Consider the following 20,298-nt stretch of genomic DNA (forward strand, 5'->3'; position numbering starts at 1 on the left):
AATTAAATAATTAAATATGATAACTGTAGAAACTATTGTTAATGCTCCAATCGATAAAGTTTGGAAATTCTGGACGACACCAAAAAATATTCGGAAATGGAATAACCCCACGGATGACTGGCATACGCCATATGTAGAAAATGATGTGAAAGTAGGTGGTGAATTTAAATATACAATGGGTAGGAAAGATGAAAGTATCTGCTTTGATTATGAAGGAATTTACACTAAATTGGATGAATTTTCAGTTATAGAATATAAGCTAGTAGATAACAGGACAGGAAGTGTTCGTTTTGAAATTCAGGATGATAAGATTAAGATCACAGAAATATTTGAACCCAATCCCGAAAATCCTGAAAATGAGCAAAAGGAATTTTGTCAGCGGGTGATTGATAATTTTAAAAAATATACTGAAGCAAACTAATGAAAGGAGAAACAATTAAAAACAGAGAAGTAACCGATTTTCTGGACAAACTAAACCATCCGCTCATAAAGGAAATCGATGCATTGCGGGTTTATATTTTGTCATCCAATCAAAATCTTACTGAAAATATTAAGTGGAACGCTCCTAATTATTGTTTTGAAAAAAAAGACAGAATTGCAATGAAAATTTTGCCCGTAACTGCTAAAGTCCAGCTGATTTTTCACAGAGGAGCAAAAAAGAAAGAGCAGCCAAAAGAAAAAATAATTTCCAATAAAAGTAAAATGCTGGTCTGGAAAGAAAATGACAGAGCTATCATAACATTTAATGGTTTGCAAGAAATTGAAACAGGAAAAATAGAACTACAAACCATTATAAACGAATGGTTAAATGCAGAGAAATAATAAACAAAAAAATAATATGATTACTATCAAAACTACAGTAAATGCATCAATAAGTAAAGTTTGGGAATTATGGAATGCACCTGAACACATTACCAAATGGAGTTTCGCATCTCCGGACTGGCATACACCTTATGCCGAATCCGATTTAAGAGAAGGAGGAAAATTTAAATCGACCATGGCTGCAAAAGACGGCAGTATGAGTTTTGATTTTGAAGGAGAGTTTACGCTTGTAAAACCAAACGAAGCTTTGCAATATGTCATAGCAGATGGAAGAAAGGTTGAAATCACTTTTACAGAAACACCAAACGGAGTAGAAATAATTGAAAGTTTTGATCCTGAGACACAAAATCCGGAAGAAATGCAGCGTGGAGGCTGGCAGGCAATTCTCGATAATTTTAAAAATTATGTTGAGAATAATTAATTTTTAGCTCCAAACGTTCAAAGTCAAAAGGTTCAGAGTTTTAGATATAGGTTTATTTTATATCACTTTACATAGTTTAAAAAATAATTGTTTAACAAATAAAATATCAAAAATGACAAAACAAATTTGGTTGAATCTTCCTGTAAAGGATGTAGCAAAAGCAAAAGAATTTTTCTGGAAAATAGGTTTTTCTTTTAATGAGCAGCACGACACGCCAACTTCGACCTGTATGGTCGTAGGAGAAAGACATTTTGTAGTGATGCTTTTCGAAGAGTTGGTCTTTGCAGGTTTTTCACAAAACGGTATTACAGATACTAATTCAGGTTCTGAAGTTTTGATTTCGATTGATGCCGAAAATCGTGAAGAAGTTGATGAACTGGCTCAAAAAGTGAAAGATGCCGGAGGAACTATTTTTTCAGAGCCGGCAGAAAGCCAGGGCTGGATGTACGGTTTTGGTTTTGCAGATTTAGATGGTCATCGTTGGAATGTATTATTTATGGATTTTAGTAAATTATCATGATTATGGAAACATTAGAATTTAAAATTAGAATCAAAGCTACACCGGAAAAAATCTGGTCAGTTTTATGGGATGACGAAACGTATAGAAAATGGACAGCCCCTTTTTGTGAAGGCTCCTATGCCGTAAGTGACTGGAATGAAGGTGATAAAATACACTTCATGGCTCCAAACGGAGAAGGAATGAACAGTATTATCGAAAAGAAAGTCCCAAATGAATACATGGCTTTTAAGCACATAGGTGAAATCAAGGATTTTAAAGAATTGCCTGTAGATAAATATGCTGAGAATGGGAGTGGTTATATGGAAACCTACCGTTTAATTCCTGATGATGAGTTTACAGATCTGGTTTCACAGGTTGATGTAATCGAAAAATACATGGACTATTTTAAAGAAGCTTTTCCAAAAAGTTTAGAAGCGATTAAGGAACTTTCTGAGGAATAAAAGTCAATATCAATTTAAAAAATCAATTGCAATAGCAATAAAAAATAATAATAAAAAAATATCATGGCAAAAGCAATAAATACCTATTTAATATTTAACGGAAATTGTGAAGAGGCATTTCAGTATTATAAAACCGTTTTTGGAGGAGAATTTCAATATGTCGGAAGATTTAAAGATGCACCTCCGGAACATGATACTGAATCACTTTCAGAAGAAGTCTCTAATCGCATTATGCATATTTCGCTTCCAGTTGGCAGCTCTGTTTTAATGGGAAGTGATAGCCATCCAAAATTTGGAGATGTAGGTTTTGGTGATAATTTTTCAATTTCTATCAGTGCACAAAGTACTGAAGAAGCAGATAAAATATTTGGCGGGCTTACAGCTGGCGGAAGAATAGATATGCCAATGCAGAAAACTTTTTGGAGTCCTTATTTCGGAATGCTAAAAGATAAATTTGGAGTAAACTGGATGATAGACCTTGCCAATTGTGATGAAGACAATGAAAGTTAGATTATTTTAATACTTGAACATTAATTGTTAAATAACCTGAAAAAGCACATTGATTTGTGCTTTTTCGTTATAAAAAAACAAACAATATACTTTTATATCAACAATAGATTGTCGATTTTTGTCGCTTCTTAAATCAACAAGGATAAAATGGCAAAAGACGATAAGGAAATTATTTTATTAAAAGTTTCAGGACACGACAAACCGGGTGTTACCGCAGGCTTAACCACAGTATTAGCAGCTTATGATGCTGTTATCTTAGATATAGGTCAGGCCGATATTCACGATACATTATCTTTGGGAATTTTATTCGAAATCGAAGCTGGCTCCAGTTCGGGACCTGTTTTAAAAGACCTTTTGTTTAAAGCTTATGAACTTGAAGTAAAGGTTAAATTCATTCCGATTTCTATTGAAGATTATGAAACCTGGGTAAAATCACAATCCAATCAGCGTTACATCATCAATATTTTAGGAGAAAAATTAACGGCGGTACAATTGGCAGCCGTGACTAAAATAATGACAGATCAAAACCTGAACATTAACTCCATTATCAGATTAACAGGAAGGACTTCCGTTGTTGAAAAAGAAGAGTATCCGCGTTCCTGCATCCAGTTATCTGTTACAGGCGAAATTGTAAACAAGATCGAAATGACCGCCAATTTTATGGCAATTTCCAGAACACTGGATGTCGATATCTCATTTCAGGAAGACAATATTTACAGACGAAACAGACGTTTGGTTTGCTTCGATATGGATTCGACTTTAATCCAGACAGAAGTAATTGATGAATTAGCAGAGCTTAACGGAGTAGGAGATCAGGTAAGAGCGATTACAGAATCTGCTATGAACGGCGAAATTGATTTCAACGAAAGTTTCAAAAAACGTATGGCTTTACTCGAAGGTTTAAGCGAAGACGTTTTGCAAAAAGTGGCCGAAAACCTGCCAATCACAAAAGGAGCACACCGTTTAATGAAAGCGTTGAAATATTACGGCTATAAAACTGCGATTCTATCTGGAGGATTCACTTATTTTGGAGAATACCTGCAAAAAGAGCTGGGAATCGATTATGTTCACGCCAATCAGTTGGAAATTAAAGACGGGAAACTAACCGGTAGATATATAGGCGATATCGTTGATGGTATCAAGAAAGCAGAGTACCTGACTGCCATTGCAGAAAAAGAAGGAATCCACATCAACCAAACCATTGCGGTTGGAGACGGAGCAAACGATTTGCCAATGATCAACCTTGCCGGCTTGGGAATCGCTTTTCACGCCAAACCAAAAGTAAAAGAAAGCGCCTCAAATTCGATTTCAAGTTTAGGTCTCGATGGTGTGTTGTATTTATTAGGATACCACGATCGATATATTGATATGATGTAGTTAACAAAATTCGACTCATTTTATGTCATTTCGACGAAGGAGACCCGAGCGATTAGCGAACAGACGAAGTAAATCACATCCAGAGAGCAACGAACAGAATATAAAAATAAAACAAACCTTAGTTCATCATTTGACCTAAGGTTTTTTTATGGGCATGCCCCGCAGAAAAAGCGGGTCGGGCTATCCGTTACAATCTTTTGTGCCGAACCCCGGCACAAAAGGATTTCCACTGCTATCCCTCATGCGGTTTTAGTGGAATTAATGTTTTTAGACACGAGTAAAACTTTAACAATTAACATGATTTTATTATAGTTCGTCACTCATTGAGTCCCAAAAATCTGTATCCATTTTTTTAATTTCGATTGTTTGCTCTATTTGCATTCCGAGTCCATAATCATAAATATAACTTGCTAAGTCTTTTCCATCAATTAATACAACTGTTGTGTTTCCAAACAAATTTTCTACGTACTCTATAGCGCCTCTAGAAAAATAAGAAGTAGTTATGAAAACTCCTTTATTAGATTGAGCTACAGCTAATGCACCTACAAATTTCTGAATTTCTTCGCGTCCAATCGCAATATCGAGACGATATCTTTTAGCTTGAATATTGATTCTCCCAAATCCTAAAATATCTTCTTTTATAATTCCATCAATCCCACCATCGTTAGATCTTTGTGTTACTAAACCTGAGTTCTTTATTTCTCCTCCATATCCCATTTTTTGTAACAATAACACAACTAATTTTTCAAAAGCAGTTGGAGTTTTGCTTAAAATAGTAGTTAATATCTCATCATAAATGGAGTTTCTGATATTATTAAATGAAGTGTATAGTTTTTCCTGAGGAGTCAGTCTATCATCTGTTTCAATTATTTTTATTTCAGGATTTTTGTTTGTTCTCTTATTTTTATCACGTTTTGCTACTTCTACATCCACATAAGTATTGATTTTACCCGGAATTTTTAATAATTCAATACCCTTTGAATTGATTTTGTAATTTCCTCTCGCTGGTTTGTCCAAAAGTCCAGCCATATTCAAATAGCTCAAAGCCCAAGAAATTCTATCATAGAATATATGCCCATTTCCTGATGGATACATTTCATTAATTTCTTCTTCTGTTAAGGCAAATTCCTTAGAAAGTGGCTCAATGAAGTCTTTTAATTTCATTGTTCTTCCATCTAATAATAAATTTAATGAAGGAATTCTTAGTTCATCATGTTTTGGTATTGCCATGTTTTTTCTTTAAGTATAATACAAATGAATTGAGTGTTGCTTACATCCCCTTCAACTGCTCCAAATAATCCCTCTGATTCGAAAGCCTCGGAATCTTATGCTGTCCGCCCAGTTTATCACGTTCCTTCAACCAGTCATAAAAAAGGTTCTCACGGGCAACATTAATTACCAAAGGATTTAATGTCATATTATTGTAGCGTTTTGCTTCGTAGTCAGAGTTTAAAGTTTGTAATGTTTCGTCCAGCACTTTTTGGAAGAGACCAACATCAGCGGGTTTTTGTTTGAATTCGATCATCCATTCGTGAGCGCCTTTTTCTTTGTCCTGCATGAAAATTGGGGCAACGGTATAATCAATAACCTCGGTTTTGGTGATTTCGCAGGCTTTGGCAATCGCCTGATCGGTATTTTCAACCATTAATTCTTCACCAAAAACATTAATATGATGTTTGGTTCTTCCGGTAACCCTTATTCTGTATGGATTTAACGAGGTAAACCGAACGGTATCACCAATCAAATAACGCCATAATCCGGAATTGGTCGTAATAACGATAGCGTAGTTTTTATTCAGCTCCACATCAGCCAAACGGATTACTTTCTGGTTTGTGGTTCCGTAAGTGTCCATCGGAATAAATTCGTAGAAAATGCCGTAATCCAGCATTAGCAATAAATCACTGGAATTGTTCAAATCCTGAATGGCAAAAAAACCTTCGGAGGCGTTGTATATTTCGTAGTATTTAAAATCCTTGCTCGGCAGGATTTTTTTGTATTGTTCTTTGTATGGAGAAAAACTCACCCCACCGTGAAAATACACTTCAAGATTCGGCCAGAGTTCCAACAAGTTTCCTTTTCCGGTGTTTTCTAAAACCCTGTTCATCAGAACCAGCATCCACGACGGAACTCCGGCAAAACTGGTTACATTTTCATTTTTGGTTTCATTGATGATAGCTGTAATTTTACTTTCCCATTCGGTCATCAGCGAAGTCTTACTACTAGGCGTACTGCTGAATTCGGCCCAAATAGGCATATTTTCAATCAGTATCGCTGATAAATCACCAAAAAAAGTATTGTTGTTTTCGTAAATCTGGGAACTTCCTCCTAAACGAAGACTCTTTCCTACAAACAGCTGTGAATCTTCGTTGTTATTCAGATACATACAAAGTAGATCCTTACTTCCTTTGTAGTGACAGTCTTCAAGGGCTTCACTGCTTACCGGAATAAATTTACTTTTAGCGTTGGTAGTTCCGCTCGATTTGGCAAACCATTTTATAGGACTTTCCCAAAAAACACCCTGTTCGCCCTGGCGTGTACGTTCAATCAGAGGCTGTAATTCTTCGTAACCAGAAACCGGAACTCTTTCAGCAAAAGTTTTATAAGAGCTGATTGAAGCAAAATCATATTGTTTTCCAATAATCGTATTTTCTGAAGCGGTCAATAAATTATGCAGCAGCTCTTCCTGAACTTCATTTGGATATTTTAAAAAAAGTTCAATTTGATGTATTCTTTGTTTGAGAACCCAGGATGCAAAAGAATTTATTATGGATAGAGGCATGAAGAATGTATTTAGATTTTAGATTTTAAGTTACTAATATTTACTATAAATGCAAATACCGGAAATTTAAAATTTGAATATCGGCAGACAAAAATGTAACTTTGTTGCTATTCAAAAATAGTGTTTTTTTGCAAAAAACAATTTATTTAGAATAAAGATTCGACACAAAAACAATGAAATTTAACTGTTAAATTATTTATTCTGAAAAGTAATTTATCTCTAAAATCAGCAATAAAAATCTTATGACCTACGAAGGAGTACTTACAAAAATGCAAACCGAATTCGGTGCCCCAATTCAATATTATCTGGTTTTTGAAGATAGTTTTTTAAACATGAATCAGTTATTGGATAAGGAAATCGAAATCAATTTTGCAGGTTACCAGTGTTTGAATTGCTGTAAAAAGAAAAAAATATTCCGTCAGGGATTTTGTTATGATTGTTTTTATTCAAGTCCAGCTGTTGGTGACTGGATTATGAGACCAGAACTCAGCACGGCACATTTAGGAATCGCAGATCGTGATTTAGAATATGAACAAAAAGTTCAATTGCAGCCTCATGTGGTTTATCTGGCTGTAGCAAGCGAAATAAAAGTGGGTGTTACCCGTAAAACACAAGTACCAACCAGATGGATAGATCAGGGAGCAAGTCAGGCAATTGCTGTAGTTGAGGTTCCGAATCGATATCTGGCAGGAATTACTGAAGTAGCCTTAAAAAATCATTATACTGATAAAACAAATTGGAGAAAAATGCTCCAAAATCCAACAGAGACTTTCGACTTAATTGCTGAGAAAGTTAAACTCGAAAATCTGATTCCGGATGAAGCTAAGGAATACTTTTACAGCCAAAAAGAAGATGTGTACGATTTGCATTATCCGGTTTTACATTATCCGGCAAAAGTTGCAAGTTTAAATCTGGACAAAACGCCTTCATTTCAGGGGAAATTAGTTGGCATAAAAGGACAATACTTAATTTTTGAAAATGGTACTGTTTTTAATATCCGCGGTTCCGAAGGTTATATTGTTGCAATAAACGTCTAGCATACTACCTCATTCGTCTATTCTTATTAACGGCTTGTATAATAATTAATTAAAACAATTAATTAGAGTTGTATTTTTGACTTTAAGGAATGGGTCATGTGAATTTTGATAAATTTTGTTACAATTTTATAATAATTTGATATTGATCGATTTATATTTTTAAAAGCTTTAGTGAATTAATTTTGTAAAAGATTACAATGAAGCTTTTTTAAAATAATGCAAATCAAAATAAATTAATTATAAAATGGGAATTTTAGGTGAAATAAATGTTTTGAGACGTGCATTAATGCGAACTCTGACAAAGAATATTGGAAAATCAAATGTAGAACAGAGCATCACTCTGGTCAACAAAAACGAAATTAAAAGAATTTTAATTTGCAGACCAAATGCAAGATTAGGTAATCTTTTACTGATTACCCCTTTTGTTCAGGAATTAGAGGAAATGTTTCCAAATTGTAAAATTGATTTGTTTGTAAAAGGTTTTTTGGCTCCGATTATTTTTGAGAATTATAATTGTGTAGACAGGATAATAAAATTGCCTAAAAAACCTTTCAGTAATCTTTTTCAATATTTTAAAGTCTGGGTTTCTTTAAAAAAGTATAAATATGATATTGCTATAAATGTAGATCAGGGTTCTTCTTCTGGGCGTCTTGGAGTCAAATTCTCTAATTCTAAATTTAAGTTTTTTGGTGATTTGCCTTTTTCGGCTAATTTATATCATGGTGATTATGCTCACATTGCTAAATATCCTATTTATCATTTACGGGATTATTTAACCAAATTAGGATTTGAGAAAAGAGAAAATCCTATTGTACCTTTAGATCTTAAATTAACGCCAGTTGAAATTGCTGAAGGAAAGAAAAAATTGAATACTGTGGTGAAGAATTATAAAAAAACGATCTGTATATTTACTTACGCCACAGGATCAAAATGCTTATCGGAAGACTGGTGGGGAAATTTTTATGCGAGTTTAAATGCTGAGTATGAAAATTATAATATTATCGAAATTCTCCCAATAGAAAACGTTTCTCAGATTGGTTTTAAAGCGCCAACATTTTATAGCAAGGATATTCGCGAAATTGGATCTGTAATTGCAAATGCTGATTTGTTCATAGGGGCTGATAGCGGAATCATGCATCTTTCGAGTGCTGTCCATACTCCGACCGTAGGATTGTTTTCAGTTTCAAACTTAAAGAAATATGAACCTTACGACAATAATAGTGTTGGGATAGATGTAAATAGCTTTTTTGAAAAAGAATATTTTAAAATTTTCAGCACTATTTTAGACAATGGAAAATCAGGAATCTATTCTAAAGCAATTTAAAAGATAAAAAAGGTCAATCTAATCCGATTGACCTTTCTTAGTTGATTATTTTTTCTTTTTAAACAAACCATTCAATAAATCGCTGGCTTTAGCTTTAACTTCTTCATTCGTCTTTGCCTTATTTTCAGCATCGGTTTTTGTAGTGTCTTTTGACTTACTGTTCTTATTGAGTAAATCGTTAAGTGCAGCAGCACCTTTTTGTGTTAATTTTTCTTTTTGTTGGCTTACCACCTGACTGGTAAGATTATTAACCGCTGTTTTAGTATCAATAGCCACTTTTGGATTTGAAAAATTACCCGTTATCAAACCTGAAATTGGAATATTTTCCAGTTTTGCGGCATCAGCAGGCGATAATTTAGAAAGAAAAGCATTTGCCTCCTTGCCTAAATATTTGGCAGGGACATCTAATTTTAAATTATAATTCATGGTTTGATCAAAACCGTGAGTTCCGTCAACAGTAACTTTAATATCCTGATATTTAATGTCAAATGGTTTTACTTTTACTTTACCGTCTTCAAAAGATAAAGCCATTTTCAGGTCATTCAAATTCAGCTTGTTGATATCAATAAAATTTACTTTCGAACTCAAAGAATTCAATAAAGTCGAATTTTTAGCATTTACAGTTGTTGAAAGCAATTGCCCTAATAAATCACCAGAAATGGAAGCTAAGTTTGGAGTCAGTTCCTTCGCATCTAGATTTCCGTTTAATTTAATTGTCGAATTCAGTTTACCATTAATAATTCCTGCAATTGGCGCAATTTTTTTCATCATATCCAGTTGCGTAAAAGTCTGGGCAATATCAACCTGATTGAAACCTAAATTCATATCAAAAGTAGGAACTTTTGTTTTCGTGGAAACCGTTCCGGTCAAACCGATAGATCCACCAAAAATAGAAGTTTTGAAGTTTTCTAAAGTCGCTTTTTCGTCCTTGATGATTAATTTTCCTGAAACCGCAGTCAGTTTTAAATTATCATATAAAACAGTATTTGCTTTTGCGTTTAAAGTACAATTTAAAAACGCAGGAATTTTCATTGCGTCTGCAGGTTTTGCAGCCGTTTTTGTTTCAGTTTTTGCTTCACCACCTGCAGTTGTAGCTTTTGTAGGTTCGCCTGAGGTCATGAAATCATCAACAGCTAATTGGTTTGAACTCATATTAAAGTTTCCTTTCAGCTCCTGTTTTTTAAACATAAAACCATAGAAATTCTCCAAAATTCCATTAATAGCAATATCACTTCTTCCGGTAGTGGCATTAAACTGTTTTAAGTTGATTTTGCTTGGATTGAATTCAACCATTGCAGTACTTATATTCATAGATTTGTTATTCTCATCTGTATATTTAAATCCGGATAAACTCATTGTTCCGGCATTTTTGATGTTTTGATACTGGCTTTTTTCTACAGAAGCCATATCAAAGTTCGTCGTTACATCCGCTTTTAAGATACCTGCCAATGGTTTGTCCAGTTTAATTGGATATGCTTTTGAAAGATTGGCCAGATTGATGGTTCCTTTTAAAGCCGCATCAACAATAGGATTTACGGTTACGTTTTTAACATTCGCTTTTGCACTGAAAACATCCTGGTCAATTCTAAACGAAAGTTTGTCCAGATTTACATAAGTGTCATTTAGGATACCGGTTTCATTGATGATTTTGGTATCAATTACGATATTCTGAACTGATTTTGGTAAGTTAGGATATTGGAATGAAGCATTGTTCGATGCAATCGCAATATTGAATTTTGGAACCGTTGTGTCTGTCAGTTCTCCTTTAGCAAAACCAACAACGGTAAAATCCCCGGTTGTTTTTACGCCATCAAGACTTGCAGCATAAGCCGAAGGAATTAGTCCTAAGAAATTGGTAAACGATGAAGTTGGGGTTTTGAATTTTAAATCATAAATCTGCGCTTTTTCAGCCATTTGAATAAAACCTTCAAACTCTAAAGGCAGCTGATTGATTAAAGCTTTGTTTTCTTTAAAAGTGTATTTGCTTTGCTCTAAATCAATCCCTAAAACAGCATCCAGAGTCAGTTTTACATTTTTAAGATAATTCATTTTATCCATGTCCAAAGAAACGTTGGCTGTAGATTTTGTAGTCAGATCAAGTTTTGAATTGGTAAAATCTCCTGTCCCTTCGTGATTCAGGCTGTCGATTACCATTTTTATTTTTGAGCCCTGATCAATATATCTGAAAGTGAAATTTTCAATTTTATAATTCTGGATTTTTAAAGAAAGAGGATCGCTTTTGCCATCTGATTTGGTTTCTTTTTCGTCTTTCAAAGCAATATCAAAATTTCCAACTCCGTCTTTGTTAAAAATAATATTAATTAAACCATTTTGAGAACTGATTCCCTCAATATTTAACGGTTCTTCTTTTACTTTAAAAAGTTCTTTAATGCTCATTTTTAAATCCAGTTCCCCTAGTGAAACCAAAGTATCTCCTTCAAAAGGGGCTTTGTTGATGATTAACAGCTTTTCAATCGAAACGTTGGCGTTTGGAAAGTTTTTAAACAAACTTAAATCTGCGTCAGCAAAACTTACTTTTGCATCGACGCTTTTGTTGATGGCTTCGGCAATTTTAGCTTTAATCTGATCTTTGAAAAGATACGGAACCGCAAATAGTGCAGCAACCAGAACTACAAGTACAATTCCTGTGATTTTTAAAATTTTCTTTAACATAACTATTTAATATTTGGGGTTTGAATAGACAAAAATGATAAATGATTATAGCAAAAATAGCTTTTTATACCGGAGCTTTTTTGTAATTTTTTGATAAATTCAATAAAAAAATCCGTTTGAGTTTATTATTTCAAACGGATTTAATTTAATTTTTATTGTCATTTCTGAATAAATGAAACTATTTTGGAAGTCAGAGTTTCAGAAATTGGGAGAGTTTCATTATTATAACTCTCAAAATTGGCCTGCTGGTCGCCTTCAATAACTTTCAGGATATGATTCATTTTGTCAATGATTAGCAATTCAGAATTTGGATTGGCTTTGGATAAATTTTCAGCATCCTGTACGGTTACCTGCAGATCTTTGTTTCCCTGCAGAATTAAAACCGGAATCGAAAGTTTCTTTATTTCTGTCTGCGGATTGTATTTGAACCACGAAATTAAGTAAGGCTGAATAGTAGGTCTGAAAAGTGAATTAAGCATTGGGTCAACATTTTTTACTGTTTTGCCGTTCTTCAGGCTGTCGATAATAGGAAAGGTCATATCTTCAATCTGCTTCATTCCTTTGGAAGAAATTTGTGTCTTTAAAATTTTATCGGCTGCATCACCTGCTCCGGCAATTGAAATAAATTTGTCTACTTTTGCTCCGGCAATCATTCCAATTAATGATCCTTCACTATGACCAATTACAATTACTTTAGAAAAACGTTTGTCTTGTTTTAGTAAATTAATCCAGCTTTTTGCATCTTCAGTATAATTTTCAAAAACCAGACCTGCTTCTGAAGGAGCAGCAGCTTTGCTTTCGGCAATTCCTCTTTTATCATAACGTAATGATGCAATTCCGTTTTTTGCTAAAACTTCGGCTAGCATTTTTAACGAATTGTTTTTCATCATCGGATTATTTCCGTTTCTGTCTGTTGGTCCTGAACCGGCTATTATTAATGCAACCGGGTATTTTTTGGATAGATCCGGAACAGTCAGGGTGCCGTATAACTGATCGATATTTATTTTTAAGACAATCGGAGATTCTTTAAATGTGATTTCTTTTTTATCCTGTGCACTAACAAAACTTAGAATAAAAACAGTAAGAAGAAGAATTATTTTATTCATTTGCTTAAATTATTTGATGTTAATGCTATACGGCATTATGGCCTGGGCGCCTTTTAATTTTTGAAGTCTTTTGATGTGCTCAATAAGTAAATAATTCTCTTCGCCAATTTCTTCTTTTATGAAAGTTTCTTTAGACTGAGCAAATGGAAGACCTGACAGAAGATCATTTAAATTCTTCTCATATTCAGGATAATTTTGTGTGCTATAGGTTTTTATTTTGGCAATTTTGGCTGCTTCGGTAATAGCATCATTGAGACCGCCAATTTTATCCACTAAACCAATTTTTAAAGCTTCAGAACCTGACCACACCCTTCCCTGTGCAATTGCATCTACTTGTGCAAAAGTCATTTTTCGGCCTTCAGCAACGTGCGTTACGAAAGTTTTGTAAATGTTCTCAACACTTTCTAATGTAAAGGCTTTGAAGTTTTCTTCCACAGGTACAAACGGGCTGTAATTAGCCGAATTTTCATGTGTTTTTACCTGCTCGGTATTGATTCCTAATTTGTTTGCCAACGGACTGAAATTCGGTAAAACTCCAAAAACGCCAATTGAACCTGTGATTGTATTTTTTTCAGCAAAAATTTTATTCGCATTACAGGCAATGTAATAACCACCCGATGCAGCATAATTACCCATAGAAACCACTACAGGTTTTACTTTCTTTGTAATCTCAATTTCTCTCCAAATCAAATCAGATGTCAGTGCACTTCCGCCTGGACTGTCAATTCTTAAAACAATGGCTTTTACATCTTCATTTTCTCTCGCTTCCTTTAATGAACGGCGCATCGACCCTTCACCAATTTGATTGACATCACCTTCACCGCTTCCAATTTCGCCCTGAGCGTAGATAATTGCAATCTCATCGGTTGCAGTATTGGTCAAAGCTGTAGAGATGTAATTTTGTGTATAATCTGAAATGGATATTTTGTTATACTCCTCATCGCCGGTTACTTTTAAAGCTTTTTTAATGGCATTGTGATACACATCTTCATAAGCTACAATATCAACCAGATGCTGAGTTTTTGCCATTTCTGGAGTCCGTGCTAATAATCCGTTTGCGATTTCGTTTAATTTAGAAACAGGAATACTGCGGCTTTTTGAAATATCAGTTACAACAGTTGACCAAATCGAGTTTAAAAGAGCGGTAATCTGCTCTCTGTTGGCATCGCTCATTTTGTTTTCAAGGAACGGCTCAACAGCGCTTTTGTATTTACCATGGCGAATGACTTCCATATGAATACCTGTTTTTTCCTGAAAATCCTTAAAGAACATTACTTCAGAAGAAAGTCCTTTAAAGTCAAGGTCACCAACAGGATTCAAATAAATGGTATTGGCCACTGAGTTCAGATAATATTCTTTTTGAGAATACGTATTAGCATAAGCCAAGACAAATTTCCCTGATTTCTTGAAACTTTCCAGCGCATCTCTCAAAGCTTTATATTGTGCCAGTCCTAAAGAAGACTCATCGTTTAGTATCGAGATTCCTTTAATTTTGTCATCGGTTTTTGCTGCTTCAATAGCATTGACTACATCTGTTAAACCAATTTTTCCATCTTTTGAGAATTGCGTTACCCAGGGGTCTGTAAATTTTCCGGCGTAGTCATTATTGATTCCCTTTAAATCTAATTCAATAACCGAATCAGCCTTTACTGTTACGCTGTCATCGCTTCCAAAAATAGTTCCGATAAGTATTACTCCAAAAAAGAATAACATGATAAAAACAAAAATACCAATTACAGTGGCAACTACATTTCCTAAGAATTTCATAAATATATTTTTTTAATAAGTAGCTAAAACGGACGTTTCGTTACAAATTTTTTGACAAACAAATCGAATTCTCTTTTGAACCCGTCACACAAATATATTGCTAATTCTAAAATAGTTTTAGTTAATTTGCATTAATTATGAAATCACAGCATCAGGTCGTTTTATCTATAGGCAGCAATCAGGGGAACCGGTTGGACAATATCGAAAGTTGTATCAATTTTATACATCAGGAAGTTGGAACAGTAATTAAGGTTTCAAAATTATATGAGACGCCTGCCTGGGGATTCGAAAGTGATGCTTTTTATAATTGTGCGTTGCTTTTGCATAGTAATTCTTCAGCACAAAAGATACTTAGTCAGGTGCTGAAAGTAGAAAAAAAGCTAGGCCGTATACGTTCTGATCATCAGGGGTATCAATCCCGGATTATTGATATTGATCTGATTGTTTTTGATGATCGGATAATTGAAACAGAAAAGTTACAGATCCCGCATCCGCTCATGCAAAACAGGAAGTTTGTTTTATTGCCGATGCAGGATTTGGAATTGAACTGGAAACACCCGGTTCTTCAAAAACAGTTTCTGAATTAGTTGCCATTACACCAGATGACAGTGTTTGTACAGTCGTTCAGGACTTAAAAAATCCATTGGAAGAAATTCCGCTGGAACAATTTAATTATATCGCTTTTGAGGGGAATATTGGTGCAGGAAAAACCACTTTGGTGCAAAAAATCGCTGAAGATTTTAATGCAAAAACCGTTTTAGAACGATTTGCAGATAATCCGTTTTTGCCAAAATTTTATAAAGACCAGAACCGATATGCCTTTCCGTTAGAGATGTCTTTTCTGGCGGATCGTTATCAGCAATTGTCTGATGATTTGGCGCAGTTTGATTTATTTAAAGATTTTGTAATTGCCGATTATCATATTTTTAAGTCGCTGATTTTTGCAAAGATTACACTTGCTGAAGATGAATACCGCCTGTACCGAAACTTGTTTGATATCATTTATAAAGAAATGCCAAAGCCGGATTTGTACGTTTATTTGTATCAGAATACAACAAGACTGCTTCATAACATTAGGAAGCGTGGCCGAAGTTATGAGCAAAATATCCCAGCTGACTATTTGGATAAAATAAATAATGGTTACTTAGAATATATTAAATCCCAAACCGATTTAAATGTTTTGATCATTGATGTTTCAGATCGTGATTTTGTAAAGAAACATGAAGATTATCTTTTTATATTGAATGAAATTCAAAGAGTAATTGGAAAATCAGAAAATGTGTCAATTAGATGATAGTACAGCTAAAATCATCTCTTTTTCTAATTAAGTTTACCGCTTCAAAGAAAAATGTCCTTTAAATAGGGGATTTTTATCATTAATTTTTAAGACATACCAATAATCAGAAGCAGGAAGCGGAATTTTATTAAAATTACCGTCCCAGCTTAATTTATCTCCGCTTAATACTGCTAGTAAATTTCCGTATCGATCAAAAATAGTGACTTGTGCCTGGGGATAATTCTCTATTCCGGTTACTTCCCAAAAATCATTGTGGAGATCGTTATTAGGGGTGAAAAAGGCAGGGAAAACCAAAATAATAAAGGTTTGGGTAACTTGATTAAGGTTGCACAAATTATCTTTTGCTTTTACATAGGCAGTTTGCAAACCACCGGGGATATCATAGAAAGTATTTGAAGTTTGATAATTTACCCCATCTACAGAATATTCAAAATAGTCGGCTTGATTGATCAGATTGATAGTAATGGTTGTGTTATTTACATCAATATTTTTAATAATTGGTTTTTTATGCTCAATAACATTTATGTTTTTCGTACTGGTACAATTTTCAGGATTCGGGCTTGTTACATCAACAGTATAAGTGCCTTTTGTTTTAACCTCGATCGTTTGAGTCGTTTGTCCTGTTGACCATTTGTATATCATTCCGCTTATTTTAGCATCTAATAGAATAGTTTGATTTTCGCATAAAACGATTTCTTCATTATTAACGACAGGAGGGGTATATACAATTATATTTGCAGCGGTACGATTTGAATTGATACAGCTACCATCAGAAGCTTCGGCATAATAAGTTGTATTTACCGAAATGCCTGGAGTAGTAAAATTGGTTCCTGTATAAACGCTTGTTCCGCCTGTTGGATTTGTAAACCAATTGATAACTCCGATATTTGATGTTGCCTGTAGTGTCACAGCTCCTGTTCCGCATCGGTAAACGGTAGAAATCAAAGCTGGAGTATCCGGTGTTTTATTTACAGAAACAGTTACTGTTTTTCGGTTGGTTTCGCAGCCAGCGTCTGCGTAATAAGTTGTTGTTGTATTTATTATTGGGGTTGTAAATGTGTTTCCGGTTGCCAGTAAATTACCTCCAGACTGAGCATCATACCATTTTACAGTACCGGTATTGGAAGCTGCATATAAAGTTAAAGACCCGGAATCACAAATTTGTCCTGGTGTAGTGATCGTAGCCTCAGGAATAGTTATTTGTGTACTGGCAGCAATTTTTAAAGGATATTCACCGGGCATTCCTCCATACTCGACAATATATCCTTTTGGCTGATAAGAATTTCCAGGATCTAAAGAGCCTGTATTTGATAAGTCATTCCACGATCCGGAAATTCCAATATTCGGGGCTGTAATATGGGCATAATCTTCATCTCCCAACTGATTGGGTTCGTTATTGTTCCAAAATGCAAAATTAGGCGTGATTCCGTTAGAAAGGCCATTCCAGAAAATCGTTCCGGTTCCATTATTTGCAAGTCCTTCAGGACCTGTGACCCATTTCCAGATGCCTTCTGTTTCAGCATCGCTTCCGCCAATCCAGCCAGCACCCGACGCCTGTTCACCTGATAATTTTGCTTCATCAGCAGCTGAAATAGTGGTCAAATATCCTTTTAGACCATAATAAGTGCTGTTTTCTGCTGCTGCTTTTGCCTGCGTCCAGGTAATCCCAACATTAGGAACAAATTGATAAAAATGGCCGGTTGAGGGGAGATAATTTGCCTGACCAATAGTGATTGAAAAAGTTTTGGTTCCCGAAGCTGTTGCCGAAGGATTTGAGAAAATAACGTTTTTTACAGCTGCAACAAAATCGCTATACAATACATCAATTCCGGTTGGACTTGACAAGGTCAGTTTCCCGGATGCATCATCCCAGCTCTCGGTAATATTAGAATGTAAAGATGGATTTGAAAGTTTTAATTTATCAAATCCGGCAGCATATCCTGACGAAATTTGAATGTAAACCGCTCTTGTTCCTGTTTCGCTGATGTCATGGGATATAGAAAAATCAGTGACAATATTGATGTCGGTGTTAGTGCAGTATAATTGATTTCCGGCAGCAGTTAGTACAGGTGCAGTGCTGTTAATTATATTGCAATTACTCAAATAGGAAGCAGATGCATCTTTAAAAACAGACCAACTCGTATTGGAATAAATTGCATTATCTACTTGTATGCAGGTGATTTCCGGATTAGATTTTGTATTTAAAATTTGTATTAAACCGTTGTGGCCGTTTTTTAAGTTTAATGAGGTTAATTTGTTATTGGAACAATCTAAAATATTTAATTTTATGTTTTTTGAAAGATCTAAGTTGGTTATGAGATTAGCGTTACATAAAAACTGAGTTAGATTTAAATTTTTTGAAACATCTAAACTGGTTAATTGATTTCTGTAACAAATAAATTCTGTTAGATTTATATTGTTTGATGTATTTAATGTTGTAAGTTGGTTTAATGTACAACCAAGAGAATTTAGAGAAGTGTTTTTTGAAATATCTAAAGAGGTTAATTGATTGTAACTGCATTCTAGGTTTTTTAAAGCCAGATTATTCGAAATGTTTAATTTTTTTAATTTGTTGTGTTGACAATTTAAATCTGTTAGAACCAGATTTTCTGAAACATTTAAATTATCTATTTGATTGCTCAAGCAGTTTAATTTTACTAAATTGATATTTTTAGAAACATCTAACTTGGTTAATAAATTCGCTGAAATTATTAACTCTGTTAACGCTGTGTTTTTAGAAAGATCTACTTTTGAAAGTTCGTTATCATCACAATTCAAATATTTCAAAGAAATGAAATCTTCTATTCCTGATATGTTACTTATCTCTTTTCCATAGAGATCTAAATTGGTTATTTTGTTAATGTTGGTTGTTAATACTCTGCGGTCTATGGGACCGCTATCAATTCCTAAATCTATCAAAGCTTTTTCAAAATTCTTATCAGGAATCGATGTGTATTGAGCAGAACAAAGAAGACCTGACAAAAACAGAAACAGCAAAAACGTTTTTTTCATAGCAATTAATTTGTAAACTCTTTTGGTAAAAGTAGTTAAGAGAGCTGTAAACTAAATGTCTGGAAACGAATTTTTGTGTTAAAAAGCGATAATTTTTATGAATATCATAAATTTAAGTTGATTTTTTTGAATAAATCCCAAATAACTATTCCTGCACTAACCGAAATATTTAAAGAATGCTTAGTTCCTAATTGCGGAATCTCAATACAGCCATCACAAATTGCTACAGCTTCCTGAGCAACGCCATATACTTCATTGCCAAAAACTAAAGCATATTTCTGATTTTTTTCAACTTTAAAATCCTGAAGAAAAATGGCGCTTTCAACCTGCTCAATAGCGAGGGTTAATACATTTTCTTTTTTAAGGTTTTCAATCACTTCCAAAACATTTTCATCGTGTTCCCATGCAACAGTTTCAGTAGCACCAAGAGCTGTTTTGTGAATTTCTTTATTTGGAGGCGTAGCTGTAATGCCGCACAAAATTATTTTCTCTACCAGAAAGGCATCAGCAGTTCTAAATACTGACCCTATGTTGTGTAAACTCCGAATATCATCTAACACTAAAATCAGGGGTGTTTTCTCTGATTTTTTAAAATCATCAATCGATTTTCGGTCCAGTTCACTATTTTCAAGTTTTCTCATTTGGGTTGAATTCAGGTCATAAAAAAAGCTTCCAAAGATAAGGAAGCTTTTTCGATTATTTTATTGTTTTCAGATTAGCTTTTTACAGGATCTGGTAAAACTGTACCTTTAATAGTTAATGTTTTTGTTGGTTGTCCTTCAGCATTAGAAGTAACAGTTACAGTTTTTGTAAACGCACCAACTCTGTCAGTAGCATATTTTACACCAATTACACCTTTAGCTCCCGGAGCAATTGGTTCTTTTGGTGTAGTAGGTACTGTACACCCACAAGATCCCTGAGTATTAGTAATAATTAATGGTTTTGTTCCGTTGTTTACAAAAACAAATTGACGGTTACCATCAGCATTATGAGCGATTGTTCCGTAATCAATTGTTTCGTTTTCAAAAACCATTCCGGCTCCCTGAACTTTAGCAGCTTTTGCTGTAGCAGCCTTTTTAGTAGTTTGAGCATTAGAAGCTGTAATACCAGCTACAGCTAACATAGCGAATAAAATTATTTTTTTCATCTTTAAAGTGTCTTTGTTTTTAATGATGAAACAAATCTATGTAAAATTCTGATATCTGTGCTTAAA

17 protein-coding genes and 1 pseudogene are annotated in these 20,298 nt (G+C 34.2%); 10 read left to right on the forward strand and 8 right to left on the reverse strand.

The genetic code is table 11. The features are described from left to right. Positions 1–16: 16 nt before the first annotated feature. The 7 genes from P5P89_RS12605 to serB all read left to right on the forward strand — a co-directional run bounded on the left by P5P89_RS12605 (position 17) and on the right by serB (position 4,090). A complete protein-coding gene (locus tag P5P89_RS12605; protein WP_278008639.1) occupies positions 17–421 on the forward strand; it encodes an SRPBCC domain-containing protein in 405 nt (134 codons plus the stop codon). Beyond that, positions 421–822: a DUF1801 domain-containing protein gene (locus P5P89_RS12610; protein WP_278008640.1), complete on the forward strand. Its 402-nt coding sequence runs from the start codon at positions 421–423 to the stop codon at positions 820–822. Before P5P89_RS12605 ends, P5P89_RS12610 begins: the two co-directional genes overlap by 1 nt. 16 nt (positions 823–838) lie before the next feature. Further along, positions 839–1,243 (forward strand): SRPBCC family protein, encoded by a 405-nt coding sequence (locus tag P5P89_RS12615; protein WP_278008641.1) that lies wholly within the window; start codon positions 839–841, stop codon positions 1,241–1,243. Between the two features lie 112 nt (positions 1,244–1,355). Continuing rightward, positions 1,356–1,763: a VOC family protein gene (locus tag P5P89_RS12620; protein ID WP_278008642.1), complete on the forward strand. Its 408-nt coding sequence runs from the start codon at positions 1,356–1,358 to the stop codon at positions 1,761–1,763. A gap of 2 nt (positions 1,764–1,765) precedes the next feature. Continuing rightward, on the forward strand, positions 1,766–2,203 hold the full coding sequence (locus P5P89_RS12625; protein WP_278008643.1) for an SRPBCC domain-containing protein: 438 nt from the start codon (positions 1,766–1,768) through the stop codon (positions 2,201–2,203). Positions 2,204–2,266: 63 nt separating this feature from the next. After that, positions 2,267–2,713 (forward strand): VOC family protein, encoded by a 447-nt coding sequence (locus tag P5P89_RS12630; protein WP_278008644.1) that lies wholly within the window; start codon positions 2,267–2,269, stop codon positions 2,711–2,713. A gap of 147 nt (positions 2,714–2,860) precedes the next feature. After that, positions 2,861–4,090, forward strand: coding sequence for a phosphoserine phosphatase SerB (gene serB / locus P5P89_RS12635; protein WP_278008645.1), 1,230 nt, complete (start codon positions 2,861–2,863; stop codon positions 4,088–4,090). A 306-nt stretch (positions 4,091–4,396) separates the two neighbouring features. Here serB and P5P89_RS12640 read toward each other — a convergent pair whose 3' ends face one another. Together P5P89_RS12640 and P5P89_RS12645 are read right to left on the reverse strand one after the other, a co-directional pair. Then, complete coding sequence (locus P5P89_RS12640; protein WP_278008646.1) at positions 4,397–5,320, reverse strand: restriction endonuclease; 924 nt, start codon at positions 5,318–5,320, stop codon at positions 4,397–4,399. A gap of 40 nt (positions 5,321–5,360) precedes the next feature. After that, positions 5,361–6,869: a GH3 auxin-responsive promoter family protein gene (locus P5P89_RS12645; protein ID WP_278008647.1), complete on the reverse strand. Its 1,509-nt coding sequence runs from the start codon at positions 6,867–6,869 to the stop codon at positions 5,361–5,363. 242 nt (positions 6,870–7,111) lie between these two features. Between P5P89_RS12645 and P5P89_RS12650 the strand changes: the two genes are divergently transcribed. Next, on the forward strand, positions 7,112–7,906 hold the full coding sequence (locus P5P89_RS12650; protein ID WP_278008648.1) for a DUF2797 domain-containing protein: 795 nt from the start codon (positions 7,112–7,114) through the stop codon (positions 7,904–7,906). A gap of 244 nt (positions 7,907–8,150) precedes the next feature. Next, entirely contained in the window at positions 8,151–9,230 is a 1,080-nt protein-coding gene (locus P5P89_RS12655) for a glycosyltransferase family 9 protein (protein ID WP_278008649.1), read from the forward strand. A 45-nt stretch (positions 9,231–9,275) separates the two neighbouring features. Here the strand turns inward: P5P89_RS12655 and P5P89_RS12660 are convergent, their stop codons facing one another. The 3 genes from P5P89_RS12660 to sppA all read right to left on the reverse strand — a co-directional run bounded on the left by P5P89_RS12660 (position 9,276) and on the right by sppA (position 14,776). After that, a complete protein-coding gene (locus P5P89_RS12660; RefSeq protein ID WP_278008650.1) occupies positions 9,276–11,903 on the reverse strand; it encodes an AsmA-like C-terminal region-containing protein in 2,628 nt (875 codons plus the stop codon). 158 nt (positions 11,904–12,061) lie between these two features. Further along, positions 12,062–13,009, reverse strand: coding sequence for an alpha/beta hydrolase family protein (locus P5P89_RS12665; protein ID WP_278008651.1), 948 nt, complete (start codon positions 13,007–13,009; stop codon positions 12,062–12,064). Positions 13,010–13,018: 9 nt separating this feature from the next. Further along, complete coding sequence (gene sppA, locus P5P89_RS12670) at positions 13,019–14,776, reverse strand: signal peptide peptidase SppA (protein ID WP_278008652.1); 1,758 nt, start codon at positions 14,774–14,776, stop codon at positions 13,019–13,021. Between the two features lie 137 nt (positions 14,777–14,913). On the opposite strand from sppA, the pseudogene folK reads away from it, so the two are divergent. Continuing rightward, positions 14,914–16,070 (forward strand): annotated as a pseudogene (folK, locus tag P5P89_RS12675) (2-amino-4-hydroxy-6-hydroxymethyldihydropteridine diphosphokinase). 36 nt (positions 16,071–16,106) lie between these two features. On the opposite strand, the gene P5P89_RS12680 reads toward folK, so the two are convergent. The 3 genes from P5P89_RS12680 to P5P89_RS12690 form a co-directional block, all read right to left on the reverse strand. After that, positions 16,107–19,085: an Ig-like domain-containing protein gene (locus tag P5P89_RS12680; protein ID WP_278008653.1), complete on the reverse strand. Its 2,979-nt coding sequence runs from the start codon at positions 19,083–19,085 to the stop codon at positions 16,107–16,109. A gap of 104 nt (positions 19,086–19,189) precedes the next feature. After that, on the reverse strand, positions 19,190–19,726 hold the full coding sequence (locus tag P5P89_RS12685) for an RNA methyltransferase (protein WP_278008654.1): 537 nt from the start codon (positions 19,724–19,726) through the stop codon (positions 19,190–19,192). 74 nt (positions 19,727–19,800) lie between these two features. Next, complete coding sequence (locus P5P89_RS12690; protein ID WP_223683131.1) at positions 19,801–20,232, reverse strand: DUF1573 domain-containing protein; 432 nt, start codon at positions 20,230–20,232, stop codon at positions 19,801–19,803. Positions 20,233–20,298: the final 66 nt, after the last annotated feature.

Origin of the sequence: Flavobacterium gyeonganense (assembly GCF_029625295.1) — a bacterium.
Lineage (GTDB): Bacteria > Bacteroidota > Bacteroidia > Flavobacteriales > Flavobacteriaceae > Flavobacterium > Flavobacterium gyeonganense.